Here is a 17,403-nt window from a genome sequence, read left to right on the forward strand (position 1 = left end):
CGCTCCCGCCAAGACCGGCGCCCTCGACACGCCGGAGTCCCCCACCCGAGGGCTCGCCCCCGAGACCTCAGCCGTCCCGGACCTCCCGGAGACCGCCACCCAACGGCTAGACCCGGAGACCCGGGTCCTCCCGGATCCCCCAGAGGTACCGACCCAGCGGATCGTCCCGGCATCGCCGGCACCCGCCGCCCCGACCGGAGCGCCCGTCCCGCCGGCCCTCACCGAAGCGGGGGCCTCGGTCCCCTCGACCGAAGCGGCAGCCCCACTGGCCCCGACCGGGCCGTGGGCCTCATCGGTCACGGCGGCCTCCGAACCTGTCCCACCGACGCCGGCCGGGCCGATGCCGTACGGGCCGCCGACCTCGGCACCGCCGATTCCCGGCGCACCGGTCTCGGCCCCGCCGATGTCCGGCCCGCCGATGTCCGGCCCGCCGATGTCCGGCCCGCCGATGTCGGCGCCGCCCGGATACGGCCCGCCGGGACCGGGGCAGCCGACTCCGGGACAACTCGGTCCGGGCGCCTACCACCCCGGCCAGCCCGGGCCAGGCCCCGCCGTACCCGGTCACCCGGCACCTCCCGGCTATCCGGCGACCGGACCCGCCACACCGCCGAGGAAGCGGCGCGGTCTCGTCATCGCGTCGATCGCGCTCGCCGCGACGCTGCTACTCTGCGTGGCCGGCGGAGTCTCCGCCTTCCTGGTGGTCCGCGGCGTCGAGCGGGGCGAGGGGGCCGCGGATCCCGTGGTCGCCGTGGACGAGTTCCTGACGGCGGTCTACAGCGAGCGGGACGCCGGCCGGGCGGCCAGCCTGGTCTGCTCGGCCGCCCGGGACGACGACGAGATCGCCGCGAAGATCCAGGAGGTGGCGGAGTCCGCCGGGCGGTACGACACCGCGCGGTTCCGTTGGGCCACGCCCAAGGTCGACGAGCAGACCGAGGAACGGGCCCTGGTGTCGACCAGACTCACCATGACCACCGGCGACGAGCGGTCGGTGGACCAGCAGTTGACCTTCGTGGTGGTACGGGAGACCGGGTGGTGGGTCTGCGACGTCATCTGACCGGCCGGCTGGTCGGGCTCGGGGCTGGTTAGGCTCGAAGGGTGCGAGCGGGCGAGGAGTCGGGGGACCGGGCGGGCGCCGACCGGGCGAGTGCCCGGTGGCCGGCCCGGCTGCACGTGATCACCGGAAAGGGCGGGACCGGCAAGACGACGGTTGCCGCCGCGCTGGCGCTGGCACTGGCGAGCGGTGGTCGCCGTACGCTGCTGGTCGAGGTGGAGAGCCGGCAGGGCATCGCCCAGCTCTTCGGCACCGACCCGCTGCCGTACGAGGAGCGGCCGATCGCCACCGCACGCGGCGGCGGCGAGGTACGCGCCCTGGCCGTCGACTCCGAGGAGGCGCTCCTCGAGTACCTCGACATGTTCTACAGGCTCGGGGCGGCCGGTCGCGCGCTGCGCAAGCTCGGCGCGATCGATTTCGCCACCACGATCGCACCGGGGCTGCGGGACGTACTGCTCACCGGCAAGGTCAAGGAGGCCACCACCCGGACGGCCGACAAGCGCCGGGTGTACGACGCGGTGGTGCTGGACGCCCCGCCGACCGGTCGGATCGGCCGGTTCCTGAACGTCACCGCCGAAACCGCCCGGCTGGCCAAGGTCGGCCCGATCAAGACCCAGAGCGAGGGGGTCGCGGCGCTGCTCCGCTCCCCGATGACCGCCGTACACGTGGTCACGCTGCTGGAGGAGATGCCGGTCCAGGAGACGATCGACGCGATCGCCGACCTGAACGGCCTGCGGATCCCGGTCGGCCGGCTGATCCTGAACGCGACCCGCCCGCCGCTGCTGGCCGGCAAGGTCACCCAGGCCGAGCTGCGCCGGGGGCTGGCCGCGGCCGGCCTGCCGACCGATCGGGCGACCGTCGCCGGCCTGCACGCCGAGGCCCGCGACCAGCTCATCCGGCGTGAGTTGGAGGAGTCGCTCCGGGCCGACCTGGTCGAGCTGGGGCTGCCCCTGGTGGAGCTGCCGCTGCTGACCGAAGGGGTGGACCGCACCGGTCTGGACGTGATCGCCGACACGCTGCTGGCCGCCGGCTGAACCCGGACCCGGCCGGACCCCATTCGGACTCCGGTCGGACCTCGCCGGACCGAGCCGGGGGCGCCGGCTCCATCCTCGGCGTGGTGATCGGGGTGCAGCGGGTCGAGGGGACACATCCTGCACCTACGCCGCTTCGGCAACGCCGGCCGGGCCGGGAAGGCGGCGAGCAGCCGGGCCGCCGAGCGAGAGGGCGAACACGGGCCCGGACAGCCGATTGACTCACACCTGAGTGGCACCACGCCGCCCGCGCGGCACTGTGCCGATACGCTCGGTTGGTGCGTCCCGATCACCCAGCACCGGAGCTGGACATCGACCAGATCCTCGCCGATCCCGGTGTCCGGATCGTGGTCTGCTGCGGCTCGGGCGGGGTGGGCAAGACCACCACGGCCGCCGCCCTCGCGCTCCGGGCCGCCGAGCGGCACGGCCGGCGTACGGTGGTGCTGACCATCGACCCGGCCCGGCGGCTGGCCCAGTCGCTCGGGTTGAGCGAGCTGGACAACACCCCCCGGCAGGTCAAGGGGATCGACGTCGAGACCAGCGGCGGCGAACTGCACGCCATGATGCTGGACATGAAACGGACCTTCGACGACGTGGTGCTCGCGCACACCGATCCGGCGAAGGCGGCGGAGATCTTCGCCAACCCGTTCTACCAGGCGATGAGTTCCACCTTCGCCGGCACCCAGGAATACATGGCGATGGAGAAGCTGGGCCAACTGCACGCCCGGGACGAGTGGGACCTGATCGTGGTCGACACCCCGCCGTCCCGGTCCGCCCTGGACTTCCTCGACGCACCGGCCCGGCTCTCCCGGTTCCTGGACGGGCGAATGCTGCGGTTGCTGCTGGCGCCGGCCCGCAGCGGTGGGCGAAGCATGTTCAGCCTGGTCACCGCCTCGTTCGGGATGTTCTCCCGGGTGGTGCAGAAGGTGCTCGGCGCCCAGTTGCTCACTGACCTGTCCGGTTTCGTGGCGGCGCTCGACTCGATGTTCGGGGGTTTCCGGCAGCGCGCCGAGCAGACGTACCAGGTGCTCCAGGCACGGGAGACGGCGTTCCTGCTGGTCGCGGTGCCCGAGCCGGACGCGGTCCGGGAGGCGGCGTACTTCGCGGGGCGGCTGAGCCAGGAGCGCATGCCGCTGGCCGGTCTGGTGCTGAACCGGGTGCACCGGCCCGCGGTGGAGCGGCCGACCGCCGCCGAGAGCCTGGCCGCGGCCGAACGGCTGGTGGAGCTGGGCGGGCACGAGGCGACCGTGGAAACCCTGTTGGCACATGCCGCGCTCAGCCAGCAGGCGGCGCGGGAGCGGCGGGTCGCCCGGGTCTTCACCGATGCCTTTCCGGCGGTACCGACGGTTGCGGTGACGGCTCAGCCCGCCGACGTGCACGACGTCGACGGGCTGCGCACGATCGGTGCCGCGATCAGCCGGCGTTGACCAGGACCTTGTCCTTGTTCTTCAAGGCCGCCTCGAACATCTTGCGCCAGCTCGCCACCTGCGGGTGACGACGGAGCAGCGCCCGGCGTTCCCGCTCGGTCATGCCGCCCCACACGCCGAACTCGATGCGGTTGTCGAGCGCGTCGGCCAGGCACTCGTACCGCACCGGGCAGCTGCGGCAGATCCGCTTCGCCACGTTCTGTTCGGCGCCCTGCACGAACAGCGCGTCAGGATCACCGTTCTGACACGCTGCCAACGTGGGCCAATCTGTGATCATGCCCATCTGTTCCTGTCCCCCCTTGCAGTCCCGCTACCGACCAGAGCCGGTCAGCCGGCGATAACCCCCCGGCCACCCGTGCCGCCCTCCCCCGGGCACCACGGACGACATGCGTTTCTCTCGCTCGACCATCATGCTCTGTAGTCAACTGATTACGCAACGTTGTTAGCCAAATCCGTCAACCCGGACATTCCTTGGCGCTTCATCCGGCAATCCGGCCCTGACTACCCGGCCGCGATCAGCGAAAACGCTGCGGAGACTTCCCGGAGGGAGGAGACTCTGCAGCAAGGAGCCCGCAACCGCGCACCAGGGGTCGTGCGTTTAACACAACGAGGCCAGCGCCCGCAGGAAATGGGGAAAGTACGCAGGGCGCGACCTCTGTGTCGATTCACGTACCCTGTCGAGGTGACCTGGATGCGGAAGCGTGACCACAATGTCTTCACCAACGCCGCGTCGCTGCTGATCTGTGGGCTGCTGGCCGGTGTGGTGGTTGCCGCGGCCGCGTTCCCCGCAGTGGCGATGTCCGGGCTGGCCGCCAAGGCCGGCGCGGAGACGTTCGACAAGCTGCCCACCGAGCTGACCGTCAAGAAGGCCCCGCAGATCAGCTACCTCTACGCCTCTGACGGCAAGACCCCGCTCGCCACCATGTACGACGAGAACCGCCGCGACGTGCCGCTCAAGGATGTCGCGCCGGTGGTCGCGCAGGCGCTGATCGCCGCCGAGGACAAGCGCTTCTACGAGCACAACGGCGTCGACGTCAACGGCGTCGCCCGGGCGTTCGTGGCCAACAACCAGGCCGGGGTCACCACCCAGGGTGCCTCCACGCTCACCATGCAGTACGTCCGGCTCACCATCGCCTACTCGGCGACGCATCCGCAGGACGTCGTGGCGGCCACTGAGGACACCAGCATCCGGAAGGTCCGCGAGATGCGGTACGCCCTGCAACTCGACGCCGACCTGACCAAGGACCAGATCCTGGAGGGCTACCTCAACATCGCCCCGTTCGGCAACGGTGCGTACGGCATCTTCGCGGCCAGCCAGGTGTACTTCGGCAAGCACCCGAAGAACCTGAAGCTCGAAGAGGCGGCGATGCTGGCCGGGATGGTGAAGGCCCCGTCGGAGAACGACCCGACCACCAAGAGCGGCTACCCGGAGGCGCTCAACCGGCGCAACTGGGTCCTCGACCAGATGGTCGAGACCAAGGCGATCACGCCGGAGGAGGCCGAGAAGGCCAAGGCGATCAAGCTGGTCGTCAAGGACAAGCGCACCCCGAACGGCTGCGTCGACGTCGGCAAGAACGACTGGGGCTTCTTCTGCGACTTCTTCTACCGCTGGTGGATGCAGCAGGAGACCTTCGGCCGCACCCAGTACGACCGGGAGCGGCGGCTCAAGAGCGGCGGCTACACCGTCGTCACCACCCTGGACGCCAAGACGCAGGACGCGGCCAAGAGGGCCGTCGAGCGCAACGTCAAGACCGGCAAGAAGGAAGCCATGATGGTGGCGGCAATCGAGCCCGGCACCGGACGGGTCCGCGCGCTGGCGGTGAACCGGAACTACAAGCTCGACGACCCGGACAAGCCGGCGAACAAGATCAGCACGAACCCGGCGAAAAAGAAGAAGAAGATCCGGGGTACCTACCCGAACACCACCAACCCGCTGCTGACCGGCGGCGGCGACATCACCGGCTACCAGGCCGGCTCGACCTTCAAGATCTTCACGGTGGTGGCGGCGCTGGAGAACGGCTACCCGCTGGAGTGGAGCATGAACGCCAAGCCGGTCGCCCAGACGAAGTACATCGTCGAATACAACTCCCCGGCCGCGTGTCCCGGCACCAACAAGTACTGCCCGCAGAACGCCAGCGCGAGCATGGCGGGGGTACACAACATGTGGAGCGCGTTCGGGTCGTCGGTGAACACCTACTTCGTGCCGCTCCAGGAGCGGGTCGGCGCGGCCAAGGTGGTCGACGCGGCGAAGCGGATGGGCATCACGTTCCGGGCCAGCAACGACGCCAACTTCGCCTCCACCAAGCAGATGGCGAACGGCTGGGGCGCCTTCACCCTCGGCGTCTCCCAGACGACCCCGCTGGAGCTGGCCAACGCGTACGCCACGCTGGCCGCCGACGGCAAGTACTGCGAGCCGATCCCGGTGCAGCTGATCCGGGACCAGGAGGGCAACAAGCTCGACATCGCCAACCCGCGCTGCTCCCAGAACATCAAGCCCGAGGTGGCCCGGGCGGCCGTGGACGCGGCCCGCTGCCCGGTCGGCGACAACTCGTCGACCTCACGCTGCAAGGGGCGTACGGCCGGAAACGTCCGGGGCATCGTCGGCAAGCCGGTCGCCGGCAAGAGCGGTACCACCGACAGTGAGAAGAGCGCCTCGCTGGTGGCGATGACCAAGCAGCTCGCGGTCGCCGGCATCCTCGCCGACCCGGACTGGGCCGAGACCACGCAGAACATGGGACACAACGAGCCGGGCGGCGTCAACCACGCCGTCTACCAGACGCTCCGGGACGCGATGAAGGGCAAACCCTCGATCCAGTTCACCCCGCCCGGCGGGAAGATCGTCAACGGCGACCAGCGGAACATCCCGAACGTCAAGTGCCAGCCGGTCCAGTCCGCCCTCTCCCGGATCAGGGGCGCAGGCTTCGAGGCCGAGGTCGGCGGCCAGGTCGACTCGACCTGTCCGGCCGGCACGGCGGCCGGCACCAGCCCCGACGGTCGGACGATCAAGGGTGGGACGGTGATCGTCGAGGTCAGCAACGGCAAGGCGCCGGCCGGGGGTCCCGGCGGCCCCGGGGGTCCCGGGGGTCCCCGGCCACCCGGCCGCCGCTGAGCCGGTCGGTTGTGGTGCAGCCCACCGGCTGACGCCGCGCCGAACAGGTCACGACGACAACGGGCGGGCATCCCAGACCAGGGATGCCCGCCCGTTGTCGTGCTGTCGACGTCGTCTTCGTGCGGTGTCGCCCATGACCCGCTGGGCTGACGCGCGGCCGTCAGCCGGCGCCGAGCTGCCGGCGTACCTCCGCGGCCACCCGACCGCCCTCGGCCCGGCCCGCCACCGCGGCCTGGGCCGCCTTCATCGCCGGGCCCATCTGGCCGCGCTCGGTGAACCCACCGGCGGTCAGCGCCCCCGCGACCAGCTCGGCCAGTTCCTCGTCGGCGAGCTGCTTCGGCAGATACCGGTCCAGCACCTCGCCCTCGGCCCGCTCCCGCTCCGCCTGCTCGGCCCGCCCGGCGTCGCCGAAGGCGGTGGCCGCCTCGCGGCGCTTCTTGGCCTCCTTGGTGAGCACCGCCAGCACCTCGGAGTCGGAGAGCTCCCGCTTCTCCTTGCCGGCGACCTCGGCGGTGCCGATCGCCGCCAGCGCCATCCGCAGCGTCGAGGTGGTCAGCTCGTCACGAGCCTTCAGCGCGGTACGCATGTCCGCGGTCAGGAGGTCCTTCAAGGTGCCCATGGACGGTCAAACTACCCTGAGCGGCATGCGAAAGCGCACAGTATTCCGGCTGGCCGCCGGTACGGCCGTCGCGGGCGGTGCCGCCCTGGCGTACGCCTCGCTCGTCGAGCGGAACATGTTCACCCTGCGCCGGTACGACGTACCCGTGCTCGCCACCGACGCCGAGCCGCTGCGCATCCTGCACCTCTCGGACCTGCACATGATGCCGGACCAGCGCCGCAAGCAGTCATGGGTGGCATCGCTGGCCGCCACCGACCCGGATCTGGTGGTGGTCACCGGAGACAACCTGGCGCACCCCGACGCGGTTCCCGGGGCGCTGCGGGCGCTGCAACCGATGCTCGACTACCCCGGTGCCTTCGTGTTCGGCTCGAACGACTACCGGGGACCGGTCTGGAAGAACCCGTTCAGCTACCTGCTTCCCGAGCGGGAGTACGTGCAGGGCGTCGAGTTGCCCGCCGAGGACCTGCGGGAGGTGCTGGTCGGTGCCGGCTGGGCGGACCTGAACAACGCCCGTACGTCGATCAAGGCCGGTGGCCGGCAGATCGAGCTGGTCGGCGTCGACGACCCGCACGTCGAACGGGACGACTACGCCTCGGTCGCCGGGCAGGTCCCGCCACAGGCCGACCTCGCCATCGGGGTCACCCACTCGCCGGAGCCCCGGGTGCTGGACGAGATGGCCGCCGACGGCTTCACCCTGCTGCTCGCCGGCCACACCCACGGCGGCCAGGTCCGGGTCCCGCTGGTCGGCGCGCTGACCACCAACTGCGGGCTGCCCCGCTCGATGGCCCGGGGCCTGCACCGCTGGCCCGAGACGGACGCCTGGCTGCACGTCTCCGCCGGCCTCGGCACCCACCCCACCGCCCCGGTACGGTTCGCCTGCCGCCCGGAGGCGTCGCTGCTGACCCTGATCCCACGCTGACCTGGCCGCGCTCAGCGGCGGGTGTGGGCCGGGACGCACCGGGCGGGATACCGAATTTGCCCGGCGGGGCGGGTGGGCTACTATTGCTCGGCACGCCTCGGGGTGTGGCGCAGCTTGGTAGCGCGCTTCGTTCGGGACGAAGAGGTCGTCGGTTCGAATCCGGCCACCCCGACCAGGTGAGAGGGCACATCCAATCGATGGATGTGCCCTCTTGTGCTACCTGGCCGCCCAACTGAGCGACCGCCGGTGGGGCGGTTCGTGCTCTCCTCCGGTGGCACTAGCATGCCGAGATGCGCATGCTGCACTTCGGGCCGCAGGTCACCGACCTGGCGGCCAAGGGCCTCACGGCCGAGCCGTCGGCGGAACTGGGCCGCCGCCCGTGACCGAGACACCGTTTCTGCACGCCACCCGCGAGTCCTACGACGCGCTAGCCGTCAATCATCTGGACGTTGTCGCCACCGATCTGAGCCGCCTGCCGCTGGAGCGGGGGCTGTTGGCCGTCTTCGCCGAGTGGGTCCAGGCGACCGGCAACACCGTGGTCGCGGATATCGGCTGCGGACCCGGCCGACTGACGAACGCCCTGCACGAGCACGGTCTCAGTGCCTTCGGTGTCGACCTGTCTCCCGAAATGATCGCCCTGGCCAGGCGGGCCTATCCCGATCTGCGGTTCGAGGTGGGGTCGATGCTGGCACTGGACATCCCCGACGCGTCCCTCGGCGGCGTCCTCGCCAACTATTCGATCATTCACGTTCCCTGGGAGTACCGCTCTCAGGTGTTCGCGGAATTCCATCGGATGCTGGCCCCGGGCGGGCAGTTGATGCTCGCCTTCCAGGTCGGTGACGACCGCAGGCACTACGACGGGGTCGACGACCTGACGTTCTCGCTCGACTTCTACCGGCAACAGCCCGAGGAGGTCGCCGAACTGCTCGAAAAGGCGGGCTTCGAGATCCGGGTGAAGACCATCCGTGCGCCGGACTCCGAGCGGGAGGTGACCCAGCAGGGCCACCTGCTCGCCCGCAAACCCGTCGACGCCGGATAGTCCCCAGCCGGCCCGGGGTGGAACAGATCCACCCTGGGCCGACAGCGGCAGTTAGCCGCGGGTGATCAGCGACTGGAAGGCCGCCCGGACGTTGGCGGTGGAGGCGGTGACGTACACCTCGGACGGCGGGCCGATATCGATGAGGCCGGTGTAGCGGGTGTATCTGAGCACCCTCGGGCAGCTTGCGCCGCTGATCTGCAGCTTGCCGTTCACCACGAGCTTCCCGGTCCGGAGTTCGTAGGCCTGCACCGGAATCGCGATCTTGCGGAACGCCACGTTGGTGGGGAACAGCCGGGAGATCTTGTTCTCGTAGGGGCAGGTCCGGACGGTGGTTCCGTACTCCTTCTGACCCACACAGACCACCAGCACGGCGGCAGTGACGTCGGAGGCCCGCCACGCGGCGGGGAGCCTCTTCGTGTACTCGTCGTCGCCGTAGAACAGGGCGCGGTTCGTCCTTCCCTTGGTGTACGGGGTGGCGGCGCTGTACGGCGCCGGCTTGGTGCAGTACTCGGGTCGGGTGGTGGTCGGCCCCTCAAGCAGGCTGCGGACGTTCGCCAGCTCGATGGCCAGGCCGGCCTGCTTGACTCCCTCGACGGCCCGGGCGTTGAATTCCTGGCCGGGGTACTGGTCGAGAAGCTGCTGATAACGCGTCCGGGCCGCCTCCCAGTTCTTGCCGGCCATCAGGCCGTCGGCGCACCCGACGAGCGCCGTCGGCGCGGTCCGCGCCACGACCTCGGCGGACCGGTCCAGCGTGTTGTTGGTCGGCTGCCGCTGTCGGAGCCAGTCGGTGACCGCGACGGTCTGGCACGGGTCCTTGGTCGGCAGCCTGCCGAGGAACCCGTCCAGGGCGGCGTCGACCATCTTCTCGTGGCCCGGCAGATCCGCGAGGACCGAGCCGAGACCGTCGAAGCCCGTCTTCAGCCCGTCGGTGTCCCCGGTCAGCCCGGTGGCGAGCTGCTCCTCGGCGGTCCGCAGCCGCTGGCAGGCTTCGACGCTCCGCTCGCCACGAACGGTCAGCGGAGCGTCGGCCACCCGGTGACCGAACGCCACCCGGTCCAGCGCGGTCAGGGCCCGGGCACAGTCGCCGCTCTGCCGGGCTTCGGTGACGGTCCGCTCGATCCTCGCCGCGTCGAACCGCAGAAATCCCACGGCCAGCAGCACCGGAACCGTGACGGCGAGCGCGACCAGTCGTTGATCACGCTGTACGCCACCCTGACGGCGCCCGCCCGCCAGGATCCACGCGTGCACGACGAGCGCCACCCACCAGAGGAGTACGACGACCTCGGCCCAGACCGATCGCGCGCCCCAGACGAGGGAACCGACGAGTACGGCGCTGACCAGGGTCGCGGCCACGGCCAGCTTGATGCGCCCGAGCATCAGGTAACCGACGCCGATCAGGGAGGCGTTGCCGAGAGCGGCGGCCAGCGGGTCATGGGATCGGTCCGCCGGCTCGCGTTCCAGGTCGGCCTGCGTCACGACGTCCATCGTGGTCCCTCCTCCGTCACGCCAGTTCGATCGGTCGGTCGTCCCGCCGGTGGGACGTGGCCAGGTCACCGCTGATCGCCGACCGGCAGGGTGGCTTCCGCAGGCTAACCCGACCGGCTCGGGACCCCTCCCCGACAACCAGATCGACTCTCATCAGGCCACCCCGTACATCCCATCGTTCCACGACGGGTGGGCGGAGTGCTTCGGCCGGTTGCTGCCAATCTTCACATCTGTCCATTATCGACAAACCGGCAGTCGGTCGGGCGGCCATCCACCGCGCCTCCGGCGGCATCCCCCGGGATCGCCATCCAGCCGGCACGCCAGCGCTCTGCTTCGAGGCCGCGTACACGGCGGCGCGCTCGGGGGAGGAGGGACATGCCTGGCACTACTGGGACCAGGCCGATCGCGTCGCGCAGCGGCTCCCATCGGACTACTACCAGCCGCAGACGTCTTTCTCCCGAGTCATCATGGGCGCGCACGCGCTCACCCTCGCCGTGGAGTTGCAGAAGTCGGCTGAGGCTGTACGGCAGGCGGGGCGTACCGATCCAGCCGCCATCCCGTCCCGGCCACGACGGGCCCGGCATCTGATCGAGACCGCTCGCGGCCACCACGGCGCGGGTGATGTCGAGGCGACCATCGGCAGCCTGCACCACGCGTACAACTCCGCACCCGAGACCATCCGGTTCAACGGCTACGCCCGGCAGATCACGATGGACCTGCTCAACGGCCCCGCATCGGTCCGGCGCCCGGCGCACGATCTGGCGGTCAAGGTCGGTCTCGCCGGCTGACGTGAGGGGTAGGAACCCTACCCCTCCGAGCTGACGACTCTGCGTATCTTCCCCATCACGGGATGCGGCGGGCGGTGCACGGATCGCCTGCTCGCCGTGTCCCTCTCAGCGCTGGGGCAGTAACCCAGCCCTTGAGCCGAGGGGGTTCTGGTGCGACGGGTCTCGTACGACGCGTACGTCTTCGCGGTCGCGACCACGCTCGCCCGCCGGCACCGCCCGGTCTGGTCCTGGCGGAGATGGCGGCGGATCTGCCGCTGCGGCGCCGACCTGCCCTGCCGGGTACGCCACCGGATCCCGATCAACCGGGGTCACTGGCCGGGAGAGGAGCAGCGGTGAACGAACGACCGGAGGCGAGCGAAGCTTCACCCGTACCCGTGAGCCCCGCCGGCGGGACGACAAGCCGGCGCCGCCGGACGGATCCGCGGGTGCCCGGCGACCCGGGCTTGCCCTCTGCCTGGCCGCGCACTTCGTCCGCGCCGCCCGGGATCTCGTCGGGCTTCCCGTCGGCCCGCTACACCGGCGGTTCCTCGGCTGGCTGTGCTGACGACCCGGCCCGCCCGGCCAGCGGGGCGAGGCCGGCGAGGATGAGGAGGGCGCCGAGCGGCAGCAGGTCGAGGTTGACGGCGATCGGTACGAAGCCGAGGAACACCAGAACCGGGCTCCACGGCGGGAGCCGACGTGGCCGGAGTACGGCGAGTTGCACCAGCAGCGTGAGTACGCCGAGCTGGAACAACAGCGGGCCTACGGCGTAGAGCGGGTCGGGCAGCGGAGCCTGCTCCCTGATCGGCTCGGACAGGTCGCCGAGGATCACCCAGAGGAAGGCGGCGACGCCGAACAGACCCGCCACCGTCGCGCTGCCGGCTGCGACCAGCCGGCCCCTGCTGGTCGCCGGCACCATGTGGCGCAGGCCGACGACCATGACACCGAAGAGCAGGAAGGCGACGAAGAACATCGTGTGCCCGATGTCCCAGGTCAGCCCGGGACCGTGCTCACCGTCGAGGCCGTCGACCAGCCGGAGAAGCCCGTAGAACAGCAGCAGGACCGGCGCGGCGACGGCGGAGATCCGCAGCCACGGCGTCGATTCCACCTGGTTCCGGGGCGCGTGGACCGAAGTCATACCAGCATCCTCGCGGCCGGACGGCCCGACGCCATCCGGGCATCTCCCAGAGCCGCCCCCGGCATATCCCCTACTGGTGAGGGTCGGAGCGGATCAGTCGAGCAGCACCAGGTGGGTCATGGTGGCCTCGCTGCCCTCCCGGATCGGCACGGTCCGGCCGTCCGGGCGGAAGCCGTGGCGCTCGTAGAGGCGGCGGGCGCCGGGATTGCCGTCGGCGACCCACAGGTCGACCAGCAGCCCCCGCTCACCGGCCCAGCCGATCACGTGGTCGAGGACCTGCCGTCCGATGCCCTGTCCGCGCCGGTCCGGCACCGTCCACATCGCGACCACCATCAGCCGGCCCGGCTCGTGGAGCCAGCCGGCGCCGATCCCGACGACCTCGTCCCCGGCGTACGCGAGCACGGACGGCCCGCTCGTGCCGTCGAGCCGGGACCGCCAGGTCTGCTCGGTGAACGCCGCCTCGCGCTCGTACGTCGAACCGAAGGCGTCCGGGTCCTGCCGCAGGGAACGCAGCCGGATCTCCCGCCACGACTTCCAGTCGTCGGGGCCGACCGCCACGGTCCGCACGTCACCCACCCGAGACTCCTCCTCGACACGTGGAGCAGGTCCACCAGGTCATCATCGCCAGCGGGTCAACCCGGATTCCGGTCACCGCTCCGTCGACCGATCGTGGCCGGGCTCAGTGCGCGGGCACCGGGTCGTTGTTGAGTTGGGCGGTCACGATCGCCACCAGCCGGTTCCGCGCCTCCAGGAGTTGCCGGGACAGCTCGTCGAGGGCGCGGGGGTCGACGAGCTGGCGTACGTAGCTCTTGTCGTCGAGCAGTTCCCAGCGCTGCACCGACTCGTCCGGCGCCTCGCTGACCCACATCGCGGAGACGACCGCGTGCCGCTTGGCAAGCAGCTTCGCGGCGATCTCGACCACCGGCAGGTACGCCTGTCGGTATTCCGGGGTGGCGAACTCGACCGAGCCCCGGGCGGCGCGTACCGGCTCGCCGGGTCTGGCCAGTACCTCGAACGCGTTGCCGCCTGCCTGGTCGGCGCCGATCCAGGCCAGGATCAGCTCCAGGTCGCCGGCCGCGATCGTGATCCGGCCGATCGCGGCCACCACCTCGTCGGGCAACCTCGCCATGTCGGGCTCTCCGTCCTCCGACGTCCGCTTTCCAGCATCCCGCTTCCGCTTCCGCTTCCGCTTCCGCTTCCGCTTCCGCTTCCGCTTCCGCTTCCGGGTGATCATGATGACAAATCCCGGGCCACCATGATCACAAAGACTGTGGCCGATCCTAACCAAGCACCGACCGCCCGCCGAGCGCCGCCCGCTGGCGTAATCTGCAATACCTGCGTCATTGACGCCACAACCCCGCCGCGAGCAGCATGAATGCATGCAGCGACGGGTGGTGGCGGTGATCTTCGAGGGCTTCCAGGGCCTCGACCTGACCGGCCCGGCCGACGTGTTCGCACTGGCGAGCCTGATCCTCGGCGGGAGCCGCGGCTACAGGCTGGAGGTCGCGGCGGTGCATCCCGGCCCGGTGACGGCGGGCAACGGGGTCGCGACGCTGGCACCACTGGCGCTGGACCAGGTCACCGGGCCGATCGACACGCTGCTGGTGGTCGGTGGGCTCGCCGCGCCGGCGCACGTCGCCGACCGGCAACTGGTCGCCGGTATCTCCCGGCTGGCCGGCATCGCCGACCGGGTCGCCTCGGTCTGCAACGGCGCGCTCCTGCTCGGTGAGGCCGGGCTGCTCGACGGCCGCCGCGCCACCACACACTGGCTGACCGCCCAGGATCTGGGCGACCGCTATCCGGCGGTCGAGGTGGACGCCGACCGGATCTACATCCGGGACGGGCACGTCTGGACCTCGGCCGGAGTGACCGCCGGCATCGACCTCGCGCTCGCCCTGGTGGCCACGGACCACGGCCACGAACTCGCCCGGCACGTCGCTCGGGGCCTGGTCGTCTATCTGCACCGGCCCGGGGGGCAGAGCCAGTTCAGTACGGCGATGCGGACCCCGGTGCCCCGCAGTGAGCCGCTGCGCGAACTCCAGACCTTCATCGACGCCAACCCGACCGAGGACCTGAGCGTGCCGGCGCTGGCCCGGCGGGCCGGGATGAGCGAGCGGCACTTCTCGCGGCTCTTCACCGAGCAGACCGGCGTTTCCCCCGGCCGGTATGTCGAACGCAGCCGGGCGGACGCCGCCCGCCGGCTGCTGGAACACACCGGCCATCCCCTGGACCGGGTGGCCCGGGAGTCCGGTCTCGGCGCCGCCGAAACCCTCTACCGCGTCTTCCGCCGACACTGGCGGGTCGCACCCGGCGACTACCGCCGCCGGTTCCGCGCGAAACAGAGCTGACCGCCCCACCCACCGAACCGACCTGACACCTCCGACCCCCGCCGGCACCCGCCGGCAGCGGAGTCGATCCCGCATGCCCCGACACCTGCCGGACGACACGTTCCGAGCAGCCGATCCGCCCTGCCCGACACCTGCCGGACAACACGGTTCCGAGCAGCCGATCCATCCCGTTCCGACAAGGAGGAACCGAGCATGCACGTCGCCATTCCGCTCTATCCCCGATACACCGCCCTCGACGTCGTGGGGCCGTACACGGTGCTGGCCTTCGCCCCCGGCGTCACAGTGACCATGGTCGCCGCCGAACCAGGCCCGGTCGTCGACGACCGGGGCACGATGGCGATCACCGCCACCGCGAGCTTCGCCGAGCTGTCCCGCCCGGACATGATCGTCGTACCGGGCGGGGCCGGCACCCGCGCCGCGCTCGCCGACGCGGCACTGGTCGGCTGGATCGCCCTTGCGCACCAGTACACCCGGTGGACCACCTCGGTCTGCGCCGGGTCGTTCCTGCTCGGCGCGGCCGGGTTGCTGGCCGGGCGGCGGGCGACCAGCCACTGGGGCTGGGTCGACGGGCTGCGGGCCTTCGACGCCGAGCCGGTCCGGGAGCGGGTGGTCCGGGACGACCGGATCATCACCTCGGCCGGCGTCTCGGCCGGCGTCGACATGGCGCTGACCCTGCTGGCCGAGGCGACCGACGTACCGACCGCGCACGCCGTCCAGCTCGCCATCGAGTACGAGCCGGACCCGCCGTTCGACGCCGGTTCCCCGGTGAACGCCCCGGCCCCGCTCCGCGAGGCGGCTCTGGCGTTGATCAACTAACCGCAGCGTCCGGGGAGGCGGGGATCACTCGCGTCCAGCAGATTCTCAGCACCCTGAGTAATCTTGGTCGGGCCCCTCGGAACCCCTCCTCCCCGGATCGGAAACGGTGTCCCTCCACCACTCCCGTGTAGTCCGTGACGTGACCGCCCGGCTGCCCACGGCGTCCACCGCCGTCGAGGCTGGCCAGGTGACGGTGGCCACGCTGGGCAAACACACCCCGGGACGGGTCGCGGTGCTGCTCTGGGTCCGCGACCGGCTCCGCTGTGTCGCCGCGACCGGATCATGGCAGGTCTTCGCCTCGGTACCGGCCGGGGCCGGGACGGTCGGTCGGGTGTACGCCTCCGGCAAGACCGAAACCGTGCCAGAGGTGACGGACGAGCCCGACTACGTAGCGCTGCGTCCCGACGTACGGGCCGAGATCTGTGCCCCGATCCTCGACCGGGCGGGGCAGCCGATCGGGGTGTTGGACCTGGAGTGGCCGACCGCCGACGTCGACCTGGACGCCTGGCGACAGACCGTCGAGCGGGTCGCTTCGCTGCTCGGCACCAGGATCGGGCAGCTCGGTGGCCCTCCGGCCGAGACCCGGAGCGAGAAGCTGCTCCGGCACGCCTCCGCGCTGACCTCCGCCGCCACCGAGGCCGACCTGATGACCGCCGCCGTCTCCGCGGCCCGGGACGTCTCCGGGCTCACCTCGGCGGTCTTCGTGCTGGACGGGCCGGCCGGACCACGGGTGGCGACGCCGAGCCTGGTACCCGACGCTCTCGAATCGCGGGTACACGCCGCGCTGGCCGGCGCCGGCCGACCGGTCCTGGAACGGCTCCGGGCGCACGCGCACGCCTACGGCGCCTCCTACACCCTGGGCGAGGGGCACCACCCGACCACGCCGGACCAGGACGTACTGATCGCCGCCGGGGTACGCACCCTGATCTCGGTGCCGCTCGGCCCGACCGAGTTCTGCGGGGTGCTGCTGGTCGGCGACACCCGTACGCTGCGCCCCGATCCGACCACCGTCAACCTGATCGAGCTGCTCGCCGCCCAGTCGTGGATCTGCCTCGAACGGCTGCGCGGGCTGGCGAGGTTGCGCGAGCGGGCCAGTTCCGACCCGCTGACCGGGCTGCGTCACCAGGGGTCGTTCGGCGAGCGGATCGCCGAGTCGCACCCGGGCCGGACGGCCCTGCTCGCGGTCGACGTCGACGACTTCAAGGCCGTCAACGACACCTACGGTCACCAGGCCGGCGACCAGGTACTGGTCGACCTCGCCCGGGCCCTCCAGGGTGCGCTGCGGCACGGCGACGAGCTGTACCGGATCGGCGGCGACGAGTTCGTGGCCGTGGTGGAGGTGCTCCGCCCGGAGGAGGCGGTCGGGATCGCCCAGCGGCTGGTGGAGGCGGCCCGGCGTACCGGCCGGACGGTCAGCATCGGCGTGGCGGTGCAGCAGGACGGCGAGTCACCCGACCTGACCCTGCGCCGCGCCGACGAGGCCCTGTACGGCGTCAAGCGCGAGGGCCGCGACGGCGTCCGCCTGGCGGCCGCCTGACCGGCCCCCGCCCAGCCGCCACGCCGGACCCGTCCGGCACCCGGCCGAGTCGCGTCCAAGATTCCTGTCGAGCCGTGGCGCATGGCGAACCAGAGGTCGACAAGAATCTCGGACCGG

The 17,403-nt window shown here is 71.2% G+C and carries 16 protein-coding genes, 1 tRNA gene and 1 pseudogene; 12 read left to right on the top strand and 6 right to left on the bottom strand.

The features are described 5' to 3' along the window. Positions 1–403 precede the first annotated feature (403 nt). The 3 genes from ACQEVC_RS07155 to ACQEVC_RS07165 all read left to right on the top strand — a co-directional run bounded on the left by ACQEVC_RS07155 (position 404) and on the right by ACQEVC_RS07165 (position 3,509). Positions 404–1,054 (top strand): Rv0361 family membrane protein, encoded by a 651-nt coding sequence (locus ACQEVC_RS07155; RefSeq protein WP_432874355.1) that lies wholly within the window; start codon positions 404–406, stop codon positions 1,052–1,054. Between the two features lie 41 nt (positions 1,055–1,095). Then, on the top strand, positions 1,096–2,085 hold the full coding sequence (locus tag ACQEVC_RS07160; RefSeq protein ID WP_432874357.1) for an ArsA-related P-loop ATPase: 990 nt from the start codon (positions 1,096–1,098) through the stop codon (positions 2,083–2,085). Positions 2,086–2,360: 275 nt separating this feature from the next. Continuing rightward, positions 2,361–3,509, top strand: a complete 1,149-nt coding sequence (locus tag ACQEVC_RS07165) for an ArsA family ATPase (protein WP_432874359.1) — start codon at positions 2,361–2,363, stop codon at positions 3,507–3,509. Here ACQEVC_RS07165 and ACQEVC_RS07170 read toward each other — a convergent pair. Further along, positions 3,496–3,792, bottom strand: coding sequence for a WhiB family transcriptional regulator (locus tag ACQEVC_RS07170; RefSeq protein WP_101369108.1), 297 nt, complete (start codon positions 3,790–3,792; stop codon positions 3,496–3,498). The two genes, ACQEVC_RS07165 and ACQEVC_RS07170, sit on opposite strands and share 14 nt — an antisense overlap. Before the next feature lie 408 nt (positions 3,793–4,200). Between ACQEVC_RS07170 and ACQEVC_RS07175 the strand changes: the two genes are divergently transcribed. Next, the gene (locus ACQEVC_RS07175) at positions 4,201–6,618 is read left to right on the top strand and encodes a transglycosylase domain-containing protein (RefSeq protein ID WP_432874362.1); all 2,418 of its coding nucleotides are present in this window, start codon (positions 4,201–4,203) and stop codon (positions 6,616–6,618) included. A gap of 160 nt (positions 6,619–6,778) precedes the next feature. Here the strand turns inward: ACQEVC_RS07175 and ACQEVC_RS07180 are convergent, their stop codons facing one another. After that, the gene (locus ACQEVC_RS07180) at positions 6,779–7,237 is read right to left on the bottom strand and encodes a GatB/YqeY domain-containing protein (RefSeq protein ID WP_432874364.1); all 459 of its coding nucleotides are present in this window, start codon (positions 7,235–7,237) and stop codon (positions 6,779–6,781) included. Positions 7,238–7,262: 25 nt separating this feature from the next. Between ACQEVC_RS07180 and ACQEVC_RS07185 the strand changes: the two genes are divergently transcribed. From ACQEVC_RS07185 to ACQEVC_RS07195, 3 genes are all read left to right on the top strand, one after another. Further along, positions 7,263–8,156 (top strand): metallophosphoesterase, encoded by an 894-nt coding sequence (locus ACQEVC_RS07185; protein WP_432874365.1) that lies wholly within the window; start codon positions 7,263–7,265, stop codon positions 8,154–8,156. 98 nt (positions 8,157–8,254) lie between these two features. Further along, positions 8,255–8,331: transfer RNA gene (locus ACQEVC_RS07190), tRNA-Pro, on the top strand. Positions 8,332–8,535: 204 nt separating this feature from the next. Then, positions 8,536–9,195, top strand: coding sequence for a class I SAM-dependent methyltransferase (locus tag ACQEVC_RS07195; RefSeq protein ID WP_432874367.1), 660 nt, complete (start codon positions 8,536–8,538; stop codon positions 9,193–9,195). A 51-nt stretch (positions 9,196–9,246) separates the two neighbouring features. Here the strand turns inward: ACQEVC_RS07195 and ACQEVC_RS07200 are convergent, their stop codons facing one another. Further along, the gene (locus ACQEVC_RS07200; RefSeq protein ID WP_432874369.1) at positions 9,247–10,680 is read right to left on the bottom strand and encodes a hypothetical protein; all 1,434 of its coding nucleotides are present in this window, start codon (positions 10,678–10,680) and stop codon (positions 9,247–9,249) included. Between the two features lie 323 nt (positions 10,681–11,003). Between ACQEVC_RS07200 and ACQEVC_RS07205 the strand changes: the two are divergent. Both ACQEVC_RS07205 and ACQEVC_RS07210 read left to right on the top strand, forming a co-directional pair. Then, positions 11,004–11,468, top strand: a pseudogene (locus tag ACQEVC_RS07205) (XRE family transcriptional regulator); the annotation flags it as partial. 150 nt (positions 11,469–11,618) lie between these two features. Further along, positions 11,619–11,804: a hypothetical protein gene (locus ACQEVC_RS07210; protein WP_432874371.1), complete on the top strand. Its 186-nt coding sequence runs from the start codon at positions 11,619–11,621 to the stop codon at positions 11,802–11,804. 175 nt (positions 11,805–11,979) lie between these two features. On the opposite strand, the gene ACQEVC_RS07215 is transcribed toward ACQEVC_RS07210, so the two are convergent. From ACQEVC_RS07215 to ACQEVC_RS07225, 3 genes are all read right to left on the bottom strand, one after another. Then, complete coding sequence (locus ACQEVC_RS07215; RefSeq protein WP_432874372.1) at positions 11,980–12,585, bottom strand: hypothetical protein; 606 nt, start codon at positions 12,583–12,585, stop codon at positions 11,980–11,982. A 93-nt stretch (positions 12,586–12,678) separates the two neighbouring features. Next, entirely contained in the window at positions 12,679–13,161 is a 483-nt protein-coding gene (locus tag ACQEVC_RS07220; RefSeq protein WP_432874374.1) for a GNAT family N-acetyltransferase, read from the bottom strand. Positions 13,162–13,264: 103 nt separating this feature from the next. Then, positions 13,265–13,714 carry a hypothetical protein gene (locus ACQEVC_RS07225; protein WP_432874376.1) on the bottom strand — a complete coding sequence of 150 codons (450 nt, stop codon included), beginning with the start codon at positions 13,712–13,714 and terminating at the stop codon, positions 13,265–13,267. Between the two features lie 250 nt (positions 13,715–13,964). On the opposite strand from ACQEVC_RS07225, the gene ACQEVC_RS07230 reads away from it, so the two are divergent. The 3 genes from ACQEVC_RS07230 to ACQEVC_RS07240 all read left to right on the top strand — a co-directional run bounded on the left by ACQEVC_RS07230 (position 13,965) and on the right by ACQEVC_RS07240 (position 17,286). Next, the gene (locus ACQEVC_RS07230; protein WP_432874378.1) at positions 13,965–14,933 is read left to right on the top strand and encodes a GlxA family transcriptional regulator; all 969 of its coding nucleotides are present in this window, start codon (positions 13,965–13,967) and stop codon (positions 14,931–14,933) included. 192 nt (positions 14,934–15,125) lie between these two features. Beyond that, on the top strand, positions 15,126–15,749 hold the full coding sequence (locus tag ACQEVC_RS07235) for a DJ-1/PfpI family protein (protein WP_432874380.1): 624 nt from the start codon (positions 15,126–15,128) through the stop codon (positions 15,747–15,749). Between the two features lie 106 nt (positions 15,750–15,855). Then, the gene (locus ACQEVC_RS07240) at positions 15,856–17,286 is read left to right on the top strand and encodes a diguanylate cyclase (protein ID WP_432874382.1); all 1,431 of its coding nucleotides are present in this window, start codon (positions 15,856–15,858) and stop codon (positions 17,284–17,286) included. Positions 17,287–17,403 lie beyond the last annotated feature (117 nt).

It is taken from the genome of Plantactinospora sp. CA-294935 (genome assembly GCF_050936445.1).
In the GTDB taxonomy this organism is placed as follows: domain Bacteria; phylum Actinomycetota; class Actinomycetes; order Mycobacteriales; family Micromonosporaceae; genus Plantactinospora.